The 15385-nt window shown below is 74.5% G+C and carries 5 protein-coding genes; all 5 read right to left on the minus strand.

The features are described 5' to 3' along the window. Positions 1–35 precede the first annotated feature (35 nt). The 5 genes from ABT023_RS22075 to ABT023_RS22095 are packed head-to-tail and all read right to left on the minus strand — an operon-like array spanning position 36 to position 15381. Positions 36–5594, minus strand: coding sequence for a non-ribosomal peptide synthetase/MFS transporter (locus ABT023_RS22075; RefSeq protein WP_350888274.1), 5559 nt, complete (start codon positions 5592–5594; stop codon positions 36–38). After that, the gene (locus ABT023_RS22080; RefSeq protein ID WP_350888275.1) at positions 5591–8713 is read right to left on the minus strand and encodes a non-ribosomal peptide synthetase; all 3123 of its coding nucleotides are present in this window, start codon (positions 8711–8713) and stop codon (positions 5591–5593) included. The genes ABT023_RS22075 and ABT023_RS22080 overlap by 4 nt, the downstream gene beginning before the upstream one ends. After that, positions 8710–8898, minus strand: a complete 189-nt coding sequence (locus ABT023_RS22085; RefSeq protein WP_350888276.1) for an MbtH family protein — start codon at positions 8896–8898, stop codon at positions 8710–8712. The genes ABT023_RS22080 and ABT023_RS22085 overlap by 4 nt, the downstream gene beginning before the upstream one ends. Then, positions 8898–9851: a TauD/TfdA family dioxygenase gene (locus tag ABT023_RS22090; protein WP_350888277.1), complete on the minus strand. Its 954-nt coding sequence runs from the start codon at positions 9849–9851 to the stop codon at positions 8898–8900. Before ABT023_RS22090 ends, ABT023_RS22085 begins: the two co-directional genes overlap by 1 nt. A gap of 28 nt (positions 9852–9879) precedes the next feature. Then, on the minus strand, positions 9880–15381 hold the full coding sequence (locus ABT023_RS22095) for a type I polyketide synthase (RefSeq protein WP_350888278.1): 5502 nt from the start codon (positions 15379–15381) through the stop codon (positions 9880–9882). Between the last annotated feature and the right edge of the window lie 4 nt (positions 15382–15385).

A 15385-nucleotide genomic window follows, 5' to 3' on the forward strand; every position in this document is an offset into this window, starting at 1 on the left:
TCCGGTGGTGCGCCGGAGGCCCCCCCGAGCAAGGGTCACGCCGCGACCGGCACCTTCTCCTCCTGCCGCTCGGCGGCCCGGGCGGCCAGCCGCCGCTCGCGCTCCTGGGCGCCGATCAGGTCGTCCGGCAGCGAGTCCGGCACCTCCATGTCGAAGCGCCGCAGCAGCCGGATCGCGAAGCCGCCCAGGGTGACCAGCACCAGCGCCGCGCCGAAGCAGACGTACGCGAAGCCGATGCCGCGGCCCGGACCGGTGCCGATCACCGCGCCCACCGAGTCGGCCAGCGCGCCGCCCGGGGCGAGCATCGGCTCGAACAGGCCGGTGGCGGCCGGGGCGATCAGCGCGAAGCCGATCGGCAGCGTGGACCAGGAGATGGTCTGGTTCAGGCTGAACACCCGGCCGTGGTACCGCTGGGGCACCTTCACCTGGACGATCGTGGCGTAGATCGACTGGGCCGTGGTCATCGCCAGGGCCAGCCAGAACGCCCCGAGGCAGATCACCGCGACGGAGGCGTCCAGCCCGATCAGCACGCACCCGACCGCGGTGCCGAGGTTGCCGATCAGCACGCCGATCATCCGCCGGTTGCGGGGGCCGCCCCACAGCGACATCAGCACGCCGCCGGCCACCGCGCCGAGCGCCTCGGCCAGGGCCACCTGCGCCACCTGCGTGGCGGTGGCGAAGGAGAGCACCAGCGGGGTGGTCAGCACCAGCGCCGGGGCCAGGAAGATGTTGCCGATCGCGAAGTAGCCCAGCATCAGCCGGAAGCCCCGGTGCTGCCACGAGTAGCGCAGCCCGTTGGCGATCGCCGCCAGCAGCCGCTCCCGGGGCCGGAAGCCGAGCAGGTCCGGGAACCGGACCACCGCGAGGGTCAGCACCGCCACCACGTAGCTCGCCACGTCGATGAGCAGGATGCCCTTGAGTTCGATGGCGGCCAGCAGGCCGGCCGCGAAGACCGGCATCAGCAGCATGGCGAAGCCGTTGGTGAGCTGGGTGACGCCCATGGCGTGGCCCAGGAAGCGCTTCGGCACGAGCTGGGGCACCGCCGACTGGAACGCGATGCGCTGGAACGACCCGGCGACCTGGCTCAGCGCCACCAGGACGTAGATCATCCACAGCCGCAGGTTGTCCGTCCAGAGCAGGGCGGCCAGCACGAGCTGGATCGACCCGGCGGCGGAGCTGGCGATCATCATGATCTTCCGGCGGCTGGTCCGGTCGATGACCGCGCCCGCGATCGGCAGCATCAGCACGCCGCAGACCAGCGCGAGGGCCCAGAGCAGGCCCAGGTTGGCCACCGAGCCGGTCCGGGTGAACAGCCAGATCGGCACGGCGAACGCGGTCAGCGCCGAGCCCGTGGTGGAGACGAGCTGGCCTGCGGTGACCGCCACGAACCGGGTCATGCTCGGCTGCACCACGGCCTTCCCCGAACGCGGGGCCCCGCCGATGCGCTGGTGGTCGGCGACCACCCAGCCGGCGTCCTCGCCCCGGGCCGGCGCCTCCAGCGCCGTGGTGTCGCCGACGCACACCGCCGGGTGCACCGCCGTGACGATCTCGGCCAGCTCGTCGGCCCGGTACTTGAGGAAGAAGTGCCCCGCCTGGTCGAGGACGACCAGCCCGAGGGTGTCGGAGAGGAACCCCCACTCGGCGTACCGCTCGGTGTAGTAGTCGGTCACCGGGTCCTCGGAGCCGACCACCGAGACGATCGGGGCGCGCAGCTTCGTCACGCCGGAGTCGAGCAGGCCGGTGAAGTACTCCTCGGAGGCGCGGGAGTCGGCCCGCATGTTGCTGATGATCCGGTCGGCCTGCTCCGGGTCAAGCTCGTCGGTGTCCACCCCCATCGACTTGAGCCAGCTCGCGTAGTGCTTGTTGCTGCGCAGCCGCTCCAGGCGGTTGCGGGCGGCGGCGAAGAAGCCCTTCGGCCGGGCGAACGGGAACATCGCGCCGATGTAGAGCGCCTCCAGCTCCCGGCCGGCCGCCTCGACCTTGCGGGCCACCTCGGCGACGATCGCGCTGCCGACGCCGCAGTGGCCGTACAGCACGATCGGGCCCTCGATCCGCTCGACGATCTCGTCGGCGACCCGCCGGGTCAGCTCCTCGAACGGCAGGCCGTCCTCGCTGAGCCCGACGTCGTGGCCGGGGATGGCCAGCGAGTACAGGGCGTTGCCGGCGGGCAGGGCGTCGGCGAGGGGCTGGTAGACGATGGCGCTGCCGCCGCCGTACGGGACGCAGACGTACGTGCGGACCCGCTTGCCGGCCGGGATCGGCTTGGTCAGCTCGTAGAGCAGCCGGCGCGGGCCGTCGTCGGCGGCGTCGCCGGTCATGAACGCGGCCAGCTCCCGGATGGTCCGCTGCTGGAACAGGTCCATCACGCCGACCGGCCGGCCGCCGTGCTCGGCCTTACGGATCTTCGCCACCACCTGGGTGGCGAGCATCGAGTGCCCGCCCAGGTCGAAGAAGTCGTCGTCGATGCCGAGCGTGTCGACGCCCAGCACCTCCGACCAGATCCCGGCCAGCAGCCGCTCGGTGTCGTCGCGCGGTTCGACCAGCACCACCGACGCCTCACGGGTCACCACGGGGGCCGGCAGTGCCCGGCGGTCGAGCTTGCCGTTGGGGCTCAGCGGCAGCGCGTCGAGGGTGACGAACGCGGTCGGCACCATGTACTCGGGCAGGGTCTCCTTCAGCGCCGCCTTCAGCGCGGCGTGCTCGGCGTCGCCGACCACGTACCCGGTGAGCCGCTTGTCGCCCGGGGTGTCCTCGCGGACGATCACCGCCGCCTCGGTCACCCGGGGCTGCTCGCGCAGGGCGCTCTCGATCTCGCCCAGCTCGATGCGCAGGCCGCGCAGCTTCACCTGATGGTCGATCCGGCCGAGGAACTCGACGACCCCGGAGCCGTCCGGCGAGGCCACCCAGCGGGCCAGGTCGCCGGTGCGGTACAGCCGGGCGCCCGGCTCGAAGGAGAACGGGTCGGGCACGAACCGCTCGGCGGTCAGCGCCGGCCGGCGGTGGTAGCCCCGGGCCAGCCCGACGCCGCCGATGTGCAGCTCACCCGCGACGCCGATCGGGCACTCGTTGCCGGCCGGGTCCAGCACGTGCAGCCGCAGGTTGGCGATCGGGCCGCCGATCGGGACGCTGGTCAGCCCGGCCAGCCCGGCCGGATCGCAGTGCCAGGCGCTGACATCGATGGCCGCCTCGGTGGGGCCGTACAGGTTGTGCAGCTCGCACCAGGGCAGCCGGGCGGTGAACTCCACCGCCGAGACCAGCGGCAGCTCCTCGCCGGAGCAGATCACCCGGCGCAGGCCGGTGGCCGCCTCGGCCCCGTCCTCGCCGAGGAACACGGTCAGCATCGACGGGACGAAGTGGGCGGTGGTGATCCGCTCGGACACCAGCAGGTCGCGCAGGTACGCGGCGTCCTTGTGCCCGCCGGGCCTGGCCAGCACCAGCCGGGCGCCCTCGCGCAGCGGCCAGAAGAACTCCCACACCGACACGTCGAAGCTGGCCGGGGTCTTCTGCAGCACCGCGTCGTCGGCGCCGAGCCGGTACGTCTTCTGCATCCAGTCCAGCCGGTTGACGATGCCCCGGTGGGTGTTCGGCACCCCCTTGGGCCGGCCGGTGGAGCCGGAGGTGTAGATGACGTACGCCAGGTTGCCCGGCCCGGCGGTCGGCGCGGGGTCGGCGGTGGGCTGCTCGGCCCACACCGCCTCGTCGTCCAGGGCCAGCACGGTCGCGCCGGTGTCGGGCAGCACGTCGCGCAGGTGCTGCTGCACCAGCACGACACCGGCGGCGGCGTCGGTGACCATGAAGGACAGCCGGTCGGCCGGGTACTCCGGGTCCAGCGGCAGGTAGGCGCCACCGGCCTTGAGCACGCCGAGCAGCCCGGCGACCAGCTCCACCGAGCGTTCCGCGCACACCCCGACGAGGGTCTCCGGGCCGACGCCGGCGGCACGCAGCCGGTGCGCCACCCGGTTCGCGGCGGCGTTCAGCTCGGCGTACGTCACCGAGCAGTCCTCGAAGGTCAGCGCCACCGCGTCCGGGGTGGTCACGGCCCGCTGCTCGAACGGGCCGTGCAGGGTCTGCGCCTGTGGGAAGTCGGCCGTGGTGTCGTTCCAGCCGGCCAGCAGCACCCGCTCGGCGGGAGCGGTCAGCTCCAGCGCGGAGACCGGGGTGTCCGGGGCGGCGACGACCGCCCGCAGCAGGGTGGTCCAGCGCCGCGCGATCCGCTCGACGGTCTCCCGGGTGAACAGGTCGGTGTTGAAGACCAGCTTCCCCCAGAGGCCCTCGGTGGTCTCCACGGCGTGCAGCTCGAAGTCGAAGCGGGTGGCCCGCAGCTCCATCGGGGTCCACCGGAAGCGCACGTCGGCGGCGTCGGAGACCCCGGTGAACCGGCCCATCTCGTAGTTCTGGAGCACGAACATGGCCTGGAACACCGGGGACCGGCTCACGTCGCGGGGCAGCCCCAGCTCGTGGACGACCTTCGCGAACGGCACCTCGGCGTGCTCGAAGCCGTCCAGCACGCTGCGCCGGGTGCGCTCCAGCAGCTCGCTGAACGTCGGGTCGCCGGCCAGCTCGGCCCGCATCGGCAGCATGTTGATGAACATGCCGACGATGTTCTCCAGCTCGGGGGCGGACCGGCCGGCCACGGACGCGCCGACGGCGAAGTCGTCCTGGCCGGCGTGCCGGGCCAACAGCACCTGGTACGCGGCGAGCAGCGTCATGAACAGCGTGCCGCCGCCGGCCCGGGTGAGCGCGTTGAGCCGCTCGGTGTCCGCCGGGTCGAGCTGGAACTCGACGAAGTCGCCCCGGTAGGTCTGGGTCGCCGGGCGGGGCGCGTCCAGCGGCAGCTCCAGCGGGGTGATCCCGGCCAGTCGGGACTTCCACCAGTCCAGGTGGCCCTGGGCCGCCGGGCCTTCCAGCTCGCGGGCCTCCCAGACGGCGAAGTCGCCGTACTGCACGGGCAGGGCCGGCGGCTCGCCGCCGTGGTAGAGGGTGATCAGGTCGCGCAGCAGCACGTCCACCGACCAGCCGTCGCCGACGATGTGGTGCTGGCCGAGGAACAGCACGTGGTCGTCGACGTTCATCCGGTCCGGAGTGCCGTCTTGCGGCGCGGAGGCCGGATTATCGTCGTCGACGTTGAGCCGGATCAGCAGGGCGCGCAGGAGCGGCCCGGCGGCCAGGTCGAACGGCTCCGTCGAGGCGGCGTCCACCAGCGCCTGCGCCGCCGCCTCGTCGGCCGCCTCCGTCACCGTCAGCGGCACCTCGACGGTGTCCTCGACGACCACGGTGGGGCGGCCGTCGGCGTCGGCCGGGAACCGGGTGCGCAGCGACTCGTGCCGCGCCGTCAGCCCGGCCAGCGCGCCGCGCAGGGCCGCGACGTCGAGCGGGCCACGCACCCGCAGCGGCACCGCGATGTGGTACGCGGCCTCGCCCGGGGCGAGCTGGTCCATGAACCAGACCCGCTCCTGGGCGTACGACAGCGGCACCTCGGCGCCTTCGGGCCGGGGGGTGATCCGGGCCGCCGGGGTGGCCTGGCGCCGACGTAACCGCTTGGCGATCAGCGCCTGCCGGGCCGCGTCCCGGGCCGGATCCTTCAGGTCGGTCATGTGGTACGTCCCTCTTCCGTCGCCAGCAACGCGGCGACCTCGGTGTCGGAGAGCTCGTCGAGTTCCGCGGCGATCAGGCTCTCGAGCTGGGCGGCCAGGTCGGCCACCACCGGGCTGCCGAACAGCGCCCGCATCGGCAGGTCGACGTCCACCTCGGCCCGGATCCGGGCCATCGCCCGCATGCCGCGCAGCGAGTTGCCGCCGAGGGCGAAGAAGTCGTCGGTCGCGCCGACCTTCTCCACGCCGAGGATGTCGGCGTACACCTCGGCCACCAGGGCCTCGGCGTCGGTACGCGGGGCGACGTACGCGTCGTCGACCGTCCCGGCGGCGGCGGGGGCGGGAAGCGCGGCCCGGTCCAGCTTGCCGTTCGGGGTCAGCGGCAGCGCGTCGAGCCGGACGAACGCGGTCGGCACCAGGTGCGCCGGCAGCTCCCGGGCCAGGTCGGCGGCCAGCGCGGCCTCGTCGGCGTCGCCGACCAGGTAGCCGACCAGGGTCGGCTCGCCGGAGTCGGTGCGCACGGCCACCGCCGCCTCCCGGACGCCGGGCCGGGCCAGCAGGGCCGCCTCGATCTCGCCCAGCTCGATGCGCATGCCGCGCACCTTCACCTGCTCGTCGCGGCGGCCCAGGTACTCCAGCGTCCCGTCGGCCCGCCACCGGGCCAGGTCGCCGGTGCGGTACATCCGCTGCCCGGCCTGCCCGTACGGGCAGGGCAGGAAGCGCTCGGCGGTGAGGCCGGGCCGGCGCAGGTAGCCGCGGGCGAGCTGGTCGCCGGCGACGTACAGCTCGCCGGCCACGCCCGGCGGCACCGGGTTCAGCGCCGCGTCCAGCAGCAGCGCCCGGGTGTTCCAGGTGGGGGTGCCGATCGGCACCGCCCCGGCGGGCAGTTCCGCCCCCGGCGCGATCCGGGCGGCCACGCAGCCGACGGTGGCCTCGGTCGGGCCGTACTCGTTGATCACCGCCGCCTCGGGGTGGGCGGCCCGCCAGCCGGCGAGTTGCTCGCCGGTGAGCGCCTCGCCGCCGATGACCAGGTCGGCCGTCGGCGACAGCGCCTCGTCGAGCAGCGGCAGGTGACTCGGGGTCACCTTGAGGAAGGTCGGCCGGCCGCCGGCGCGAGCGGCCGGCTCGTCGATCGCCGCGAGCCGGACCGTGCCGCCCGCGGTGAGCGGCCCGAGCAGCCCGGTGACGGTGAGGTCGAACGACACCGGCGAGTGCAGCAGGGCGGTGCCGGCCAGGCCCGGGTAGGTGTGCCGGGCCCAGGCCAGGTACGCGGTCACCGACCGGTGCTCCACCACGACGCCCTTGGGGCGGCCGGTGGAGCCGGACGTGTACAGCACGTAGGCCGGGTGGTCCGGGCGCAGCGGGGCGGCCCGGTCGGCGTCGGTCAGGTCCGCCGCGTCGAGGTCGGCGGCGGTGAGCGGGCCGAGCACCAGCGCGTCGCCGGGCACTGCGGCGGCGGTGTCGGCGCAGGCCAGCACCAGCGCCGGCTCGGCGTCGGTCAGCAGGTACCCGATCCGGGCCGCCGGGTAGCCGGTGTCCACCGGCACGTACGCCGCGCCGGACTTGAGCACCGCGAGGATGGCCACCAGCAGGTCCGTCGAGCGGGGCAGCGCGAGCGCGACCCGGGTCTCCGGGCCGGCCCCTCGGGCGACCAGCAGCCGGGCCAGCCGGTTCGCGGCGGCGTTCAGCTCGGCGTACGTCAGCTCGGCGCCGTCGCAGACCAGCGCGAGGGCCTGCGGGGTGGCCGCGGCCTGGCGCTGCACCTCGTCGACCACGGTGCGCACCGGCCGGTGGTGGGCGGTGGCGTTCCAGGTGGAGAGGACGAGCCGCCGCTCGGCGTCGTCGAGCAGCGGCAGCTCGGAGACCCGCCGGCCGGGGTCGGCGACGGCGGCGGCGAGCAGCCGGACGTACCGGGTGACGACCGACTCGGCGGTGGCCCGGTCGAACAGGTCGGTGCGGTAGACCAGCCGGCTCTCCCCGGCGGTGACGTCGAAGGCCAGGTCGTCCTTGGTGGTGCCCAGCGGCACCGGGTCCAGGCCGGAGTCGGGGATGAAGTTCAGCGCGGTCTGGAAGATCGGCTGCACCGACGGGTCCCGCTGCGGGGCCACGGCCTCGACGATCTTCTGGAACGGCGTCTGCCCGTGCTCCATCGCGTCGATCAGGCCGCCCCGGACGCGGCCGAGCAGCTCGGCGACGGTGGGGTCGCCGGTCAGGTCGCAGCGCAGCGCCACCGGGTTGACGAACATGCCGATCAGCGGGGCCACCTCGTCGGTGTCCCGGCCGGCGGTGGACACGCCGACCACCACCGTGTCGTCGCCGGAGATCCGGGACAGCAACGCCGCGAACCCGGTCAGCAGCACCATGTACGGGGTGGCTGCCGAGGTGGCGGCGAGCCGGCCGACGGAGTCGAGCAGCCCGGCGGGCAGGTCGAAGCGCACCTCGTCGCCGGCGAAGCCGAGCTGGGCCGGGCGGGGCCGGTCCAGCGGCAGATTGGTCACCGCCGGGGCCCCGGCAAGGTGGCCGGTCCAGAAGGCGAGCTGCCGGTGCAGTTCCGGGCCGGTGAGCTGGTCGCGCTGCCAGGCGGCGAAGTCGGCGTACTGGATGGGCAGCTCGGGCACCTCGGCGGGGGCGCCGGTGAGCGCGGCAGTGGTGAACGCGGCCAGGTCGCCGGTGAACACCACCGCCGAGTGGGCGTCGTAGACGGCGTGGTGCACCACGAGCAGCAACGTCCACGCCGTGTCGCCCTTGATCAGCCGGGCCCGCCACAGCGGCGCGGCGTCCAGCGGGATCGGGGTGCGGGCCAGTTCCTCCTTGATCGCCGCGTACCGGGCGAGCCGCTCGGCCTCCGGCAGGCCCGACAGGTCCTCGGCGTCGATCCGGACCGGCTCGTGCGCGCGGACCACCTGCACCAGGGTCCCGTCCGCCATCCGCAGGTGGGTGCGCAGCGCCTCGTGCCGGGCGACGACCTGGTTGAACACGTCGCCGGCCGCGTCGGCGTCCAACTCGGCCGGGAAGGACCACAGGTTGGACACGTTGTAGACCGGCGAGCCGGGGTCGAGCTGGTTGGCCATCCACACCCGCTCCTGCGCGAAGGAGGCGGGGAAGGTCCACTCCCGGGTCATGAGGAGGCCTCGCGGACGGAACGGGGGCGCATGTCGGTCCACACGGTGTCGATGTGCGCCAGGCACTCCTCGCGGGTGCCGGCGAAGCCGGTGTCGTTCCAGCCCGCGGGGAGCTCACGGTCGGCCGACCAGATCGAGTACTGCTCCTCGTCGTTGCGCACGACCAGGAAGCGTGATTCGGCCATCAGTTGTCTCCAGTGCTCTCGGGGGTGTGCGGCTCGGCCATCGCGACGGCGATCTTGCGGGGGCCGGTGAACGGCTCCCGGGCGTGCGCGGCGGTCATGTTGTCCACCACCAGCACGTCGTCGCGCTGGTAGTCGAAGCGGACGCTGGCGGCCCGGTACGCGGCCCGCAGGTGGTCCAGCACGTCGCCGGGGATCTCGGCGCCGTCGCCGTAGTAGGTGTTCGACGGCAGCCCGTCGGGGCCGAACATCGCCAGCAGCCCCTCCTGGTACTCCTGCGGCAGGGTGCTCACGTGGAAGAACGTGGCGTGGTTGAACCAGCGCGGCGTGTCCGAGCCGGGCCGGTGGTGCACCACGTCGCGCACGGCGCGGGTGCGCAGCCCGTCGGACCCCACCCATTCCAGGGCGATCCGGTTGGCCGCCGCGTACGCCTCGACCTCGGCCCGGTCGTCGGTGTTGAACACGTCCTGCCAGCGGGTGCCGAAGTCGGCGTGGAAGTTGCGCACCAGCATCCACCGGCGGCGGACGAACTCCTCCCGTACGGCCGGGTCGATCAGCTCGTACACCCGGCGCACGTCGGCGAGCGGGGTCGCGCCCCGGGTCTGGGGCGGGGTGACGCACCAGAAGAACAGGGTCAGCGGCCAGCGCGCCTGGTACGAGTTCTCGTTGTGCAGGAAGATCTCCTCGTCCGGCGGGTAGTCGGTCGAGGTGTACACCCGGCCCTTGATGGCGTGCCGGGGCGAGGACCGCTCGGTGTAGACCAGCGGCTCCCCGGCCAGCGCCCGCACCACCGCGTCGAAACCGTCGACGCCGCCGACGTCGAAGCCACGGAACAGCAGCCCGCCGTGCTCGACGAGGGTGGCCCGCAGCTCGGCCCGGCGGGCGTCGATGAGGTCGGTCAGCGCCCGGCCGTCGCTTTCGACGACCACCGGCAGCGTGGCGATCGTGTCGCTCATAGCTCTGTACTCCCTTGTTCCTCGGTGCTCACGCGCGGGGCAGCCGCGGGATGCTCGTGGTCGCCGCCGGGGCGGCCGGCTCGGCTACGGCGGACGCCTCGGCGCGCAACTCCTCGATCCGGACGGCCAACCCGGCGACGGTGGGCGTCTCGAAGAGGCTGCGCATCGGCAGCCGCACCCCGGTCGCCTTGCGCATCGACGCGATGAGCTGCACCGCGACGAGGGAGTTGCCGCCGAGGGCGAAGAAGTCGTCGTCCACACCCACCACCGGCACCCCGAGCCCGTCGCGCCACACCTGGGCGATGGTGGCCTCCAGTTCGGTGCGCGGCGCCGCCGAGCCGCCGGCCTCCACCGTGGCGGTCGACGCGGTCGGGTCGGTCTCCGACTCCAGGCTCTCGGTGGTGACCCGGGCGGCGCGACGCCGGTTGTCGGCCACCGACCGGGTGGTGATCACCACCTGGGCGCCGAGGCCGGCGGTGAGGCTGCGCCGGAACGCCTCCGCGCCGTCGACCGGCCGGATGTCCTCGCCGGGAACGTCGGCGGCCGGGCCGGTGCCGACCGGGGCGGCCTCGGCGGTGAGCCCTCCGGTGACCGCCGACTGGTCCACCCGGCGCAGCACGAAGTCGCTGATCGCGATCAGCTCCCGGCCGGACGTGTCGGTCAGGGTCAGGTCGGCGGTGAGCACCTCGTCGGTTCCGCCGTCGCGGTGGCGCAGGTGGCTGTGGAACCGCTGCGGCAGCGTTCCGCGCACCACGATCCGCCCGTAGGACAACGGCAGGTAGGTGCCGGAGCCCTGACCCCGGCCGAAGGCGGTGGCCACGTCCAGCAGGGCCGGGTGCAGCCCCCACGCGGCCAGGTCGGCGACGGCCTCGGCGGGCGCCTCGACGAGGGCCAGCTCCTCGCCGTCGGCGAGGTGGTGCTCGGCCAGCGAGTGCCAGCGCGGCCCGAAGGTCAGCATGCTGGTGCGGCCCCGGCCGAACGACGAGTCGTCGTCGACCCGGCGGGACCGGGCGACCACGTCGGCGAGGTCCCGCGCCTGCGGGGCGGGGTCGGTGGTCCAGCCGGCCGCGCCACGCACGTGGGTGCGCAGCACCCCGGCGGCGAGGCTCTGCACCACGAACTCCGTCGACTCGTCCTCGGCGTCGGTCAGCGTCACCCGGTACTGGGCGACCGAGCCGTCCGGCACCGAGAACGGCTCCAGGAACACCACGTCGCGCAGCTCCACCGCCGCGTCCGGGCCGGGGGCGGGGACGGCGGCGGCCACGGCGGCGCGGACGGACTCCAGGTGGGCGGTGCCCGGCACCACGGGCACCCCGCCGATGCGGTGCTCGTCGAGCAGCCAGTGGGTGGCGGCGCAGACCAGACCGTGCAGCACCGTGCCCTCCGGGCCGGTCACCTTCGTGGTGAGCACCGGGTGGTCGACGGCGGCGGTGACGGTGTCCCGGGTCAGGGCCCGGAACCCGGCCGGGGCGGTGCTCTCCGCCGCCATGCCGACCTCGGCCCAGCCGCCCCAGTTCTGCGACACCACCGGGGCGGACCAGCCGGCGCCCGCGCGGGCGTGCGCGTCGAGGAAGTTGTTCGCCGCGCAGTAGTCGACCTGGCCGAAGCCGCCGATCACGGCGGTGATCGAGGAGCACAGCACCACGAAGTCCAGCGGCAGGTCGCCGAAGACCTGGGCGAGGGCGAGCGTGCCGGCGAGCTTCGGGGCGAGCACCCGCTCGGCCTCGGCCCGCTCCTTGATCTCGGCCATGCCGCCGCCGGGCAGGCCGGCGGCGTGCACGACGCCGTCGATCCCGCCGAACTCGGCCTCGGCGGCGGCCCGGACCCGGCGCAGGTCGGCCGGGTCGGTGACGTCGGCGGCGAGCACCAGCACCGACGCGCCGGCCTCCTCCATCCGGCGGATCGCGGCGATCGCGCGGCCCACCCGGTCGGACTGGCCGGAGCCGTGCACGGCGAGGTGGTCGTCCCACTGCTCGCGCGGCGGCAGGCCGGAGCGGGCCAGCAGCACCAGCTTCGCCCGGGCCCGCCGGGCGAAGTCCTCGGCGAGGGTGATGCCGATGCCGCCGAGGCCGCCGGTGATCACGTACCGGCCGCCGTCGCGCAGCGCGCCGGGCTCACCCTCGGCGTCGACGGTGACCTGCTCGTAGCCGGTGACCCAGCGGCGGGTGCCGCGCAGCGCCACCTCGGTGTGTTCCGGGTCGACCGGGCGGCGCAGCTCGGCGACCAGGGCGTCCGCCCCGGTGGCGGCGGGGTCGGCGTCGAGCAGCCGGACGGTCAGCCCGGGCAGCTCGACGGGGAGCACCCGGACCAGGCCGGTGAGGGTGGCGTGCTCGGGCCGGGTCAGGTCCGCGCCGGTCACGTCGCCGATGCCGGCGGTCACCAGGTCCAGGGCCAGCGAGCCGTCCTCGGCGGTGCGGCCCGCCCCGGCGAGGGCCTGCACCAGGTGCAGGGCGCTGAAGAAGCCCCGGTCCTGGGCGGCCCAACCGGCGGCGATGTCGGTGCCGGTGGGCTCGCCGTCGAGGGCGAAGGCGTGCACCAGCCGCTCGGGCAGGGCGTCGCCGAGGGCGGCGACCAGCGCGTCGTGGTCCTCGCGCACTCCGGGGCGCAGCGCCCAGCCGCCGTCGGTGGCGGCGAAGGCGTCGCCGGCGCGTACCTCGACGATCTCGGCGCCGGCGGCGCGCAGGCCGGCGACGAGCGCGTCGCCGCGCGGGCCGTCGGTCAGCACCAGGCAGCGGCCGGGCGCGGCGGTGGCCGGCGCGGGCGCGGCCTGACGCCACACCGGCACGGCGAACCACTCGGGCAGCGCCCGCGGGCCGGTGTCGGCCGGCGCGGCGGCGGCCTGCTCCTGCGGGTCCGGGTCGACCCAGTAGCGACGCCGCTCGAACGGGTACGTCGGCAGCGACACCCGCCGGGCGTCCGGGTCGGAGCCGGCGCGCACGCCCACGCCGGCGCACCACAGCGCCCCGGCGGTGGTGAGCAGGGCGGCCAGGTCGCCGGCCGGCTCCCCCGGGCCGGGCAGGCTGCCCAGCGGGACGAGCGCCCGCTGCTCCGGCGAGCCCTTGGCGACCTGCATCCGGGCCAGGTTGGCGAGCTGCCGGCCGGGGCCGCACTCGACCAGCGCCCAGGTGCCCTCGGCGAGCAGGGTGGCCACGCAGTCGCCGAAGCGCACCGGCTGGCGCAGGTGCGCCGCCCAGTACGCCGGGTCGGTGGCCTGCGCGTCGGTGATCCAGGTGCCGGAGACGTTGGACAGGAACGGAACCTTCGGCGCGCGCAGCGGCACGGCGGCCATCAGCGCGGTGAACTCGGCGAGGATCGGGTCCATCATCGGCGAGTGGAAGGCGTGCGAGGTGCGCAGCGCCTTGCTCTTGACCTTGCGGGTGGTCTTCAGGGTCTCGGCGAACGCGTCGACCGCGGCGGTCTCCCCGGCCACCACGCAGGTCCCGGGGCCGTTGACCGTGGCGATCGAGACACCCTCGGGCAGCAGCCCGGCGACCACCGACTCGTCCAGCGGGACGGCCAGCATCGACCCGGCCGGCAGCGACTGCATGAGCCGGCCCCGGGCGACGACGATCCGCAGCGCGTCGGGCAGGTCGAGCACCCCGGCGACGGTCGCGGCGACGTACTCGCCGATGGAGTGCCCGGCCATCGCCGCCGGCCGGACCCCGACGCGCTGCCAGTGCGTGGCCAGGGCGTACTCGACGACGAACAGGGCCGGCTGGGTGTAGCGGGTCTGGAGCAGCTTCTCGGCTGCCTCCGGGTCCCGGTCGAGGATCAGGTCGCGGATGTCCAGGCCCAGCTCGCCCCGGAGCAGCTCGGCGCACTCGTCGACGACGGCGGCGTAGCCGGGCTCCTCGGCGTAGAGCTGCGCGCCCATCCCGGCGTACTGGCTGCCCTGGCCGGAGAGGAGGAAGGCGACCCGGGGCGCGGGCCCGTCGGCGACGCCGGCCTGCCGGCGGCGCTTGGTGCGCAGGGCGGCGACGGCGTCGGGCAGGTCGGTGGCGACCACGGCGACCCGGTGCGCGTACTGCTGGCGGCCCACCCGCAGGGTGTGCGAGACGTCGGCCAGGTGCGCGGCCCCGTCGGGGTTGCCGGCGAGGTGCTCGGCGAGCCGGTCCACGGCGGTCTCCAGCGCGGTGGCGGTCTTCGCCGACACGTGCAGCAGCTGCGCGGGGCGCACCCGCCGGTCGGCGCGGTACGCCTCCGGCGCCTCCTCGAGCACCACGTGGGCGTTGGTGCCGCCGATGCCGAAGGAGCTGACCCCGGCCCGGCGGGGCCCGGAGTCGGCGTCCCACTTGGTGAGGGTGTTCGCCACGTAGAACGGGGTGTCGGCGAACTCGATCGCCGGGTTCGGGGTCTCGTAGTTGATGGTCGGCGGGATCAGCCCGTGCTCCATCGCCAGCACCGTCTTGATCACGCTGACGATGCCGGAGGGCTGGCTGAGGTGGCCGATGTTGGACTTCACCGAGCCGATGCCGCACCAGCCCCGCTCGTCGGTGTCCTTCGTGTACACCGCCGACAGGGCGGCGACCTCGATCGGGTCGCCCATCGCGGTGCCGGTGCCGTGCGCCTCGACGTAGCTGATGGTGCGCGGGTCGATCCCGGCCATCCCGACGGCCTGGGCGACGGCCTCCATCTGCCCGTCGACGCTGGGGGCGGTGAAGCCGACCTTGCCGGCGCCGTCGTTGTTGATGGCGTTGCCGAGCACCACGGCGCGGATGTGGTCGCCGTCGGCGATCGCGTCGGAGAGCCGCTTGAGCAGGGTCACCCCGACGCCGCTGCCCCACATGGTGCCGTTCGCCTCCGCGTCGAACGGCCGGCACCGCCCGTCGGGGGAGGTGAAGCCGTCCATGCCGAGGTACCCGGCGTGCGGCAGCTCGATGTTGACGCCGCCCGCGAGGGCCATGTCGCACTCGCCGTTGCGCAGCGCCTCGCAGGCCAGGTGGAACGCGACCAGGGAGGTGGAGCAGGCGGTGTGCACGGTCAGGCTGGGCCCGCGCAGGTCCAGCCGGTACGACACGCCGGTCGCCACGTAGTTGGGCGAGTTGCTGGTGGCGATGGAGACGGCGTTGTGCGGGTTGCCGCCGACCCGCTTGTTGTGCAGCACGTTGCGGTGGAGGTACGCGGTGCCGCCGGTGCCGGCGTACACGCCGACGGCGCCGTCGTAGCGGGCCGGGTCGTAGCCGGCGTCCTGCAGGGCGGTGTAGCAGGTCTCCAGGAACAGCCGGTGCTGCGGGTCGGTGACCTCGGCCTCCCGGGCGGTCATCCCGAACAGGGCGGCGTCGAACTGGTCGTAGCCGTCGACCAGCGGGGCCTTGTTGACCCAGCCAGGGTCGTCGAGCTCCTCGGGGGTGACGCCCCGGGCGAGCTGCTCCTCCCGGGTCAGCTCGGTGACCGACTCGACGCCGTCGACCAGGTTGCGCCAGAACTCGTGCACGTCGGCGGCGCCGGGCAGCCGGGCGGCCAGCCCGACGATCGCGATCGGCTCGATGCCGTCGTCGGCGGGGTTGTCTGTTTCGATCGCGTTGTCCATCAGG

Origin of the sequence: Micromonospora sp. NPDC002296 (assembly GCF_040296145.1) — a bacterium.
Lineage (GTDB): Bacteria > Actinomycetota > Actinomycetes > Mycobacteriales > Micromonosporaceae > Micromonospora.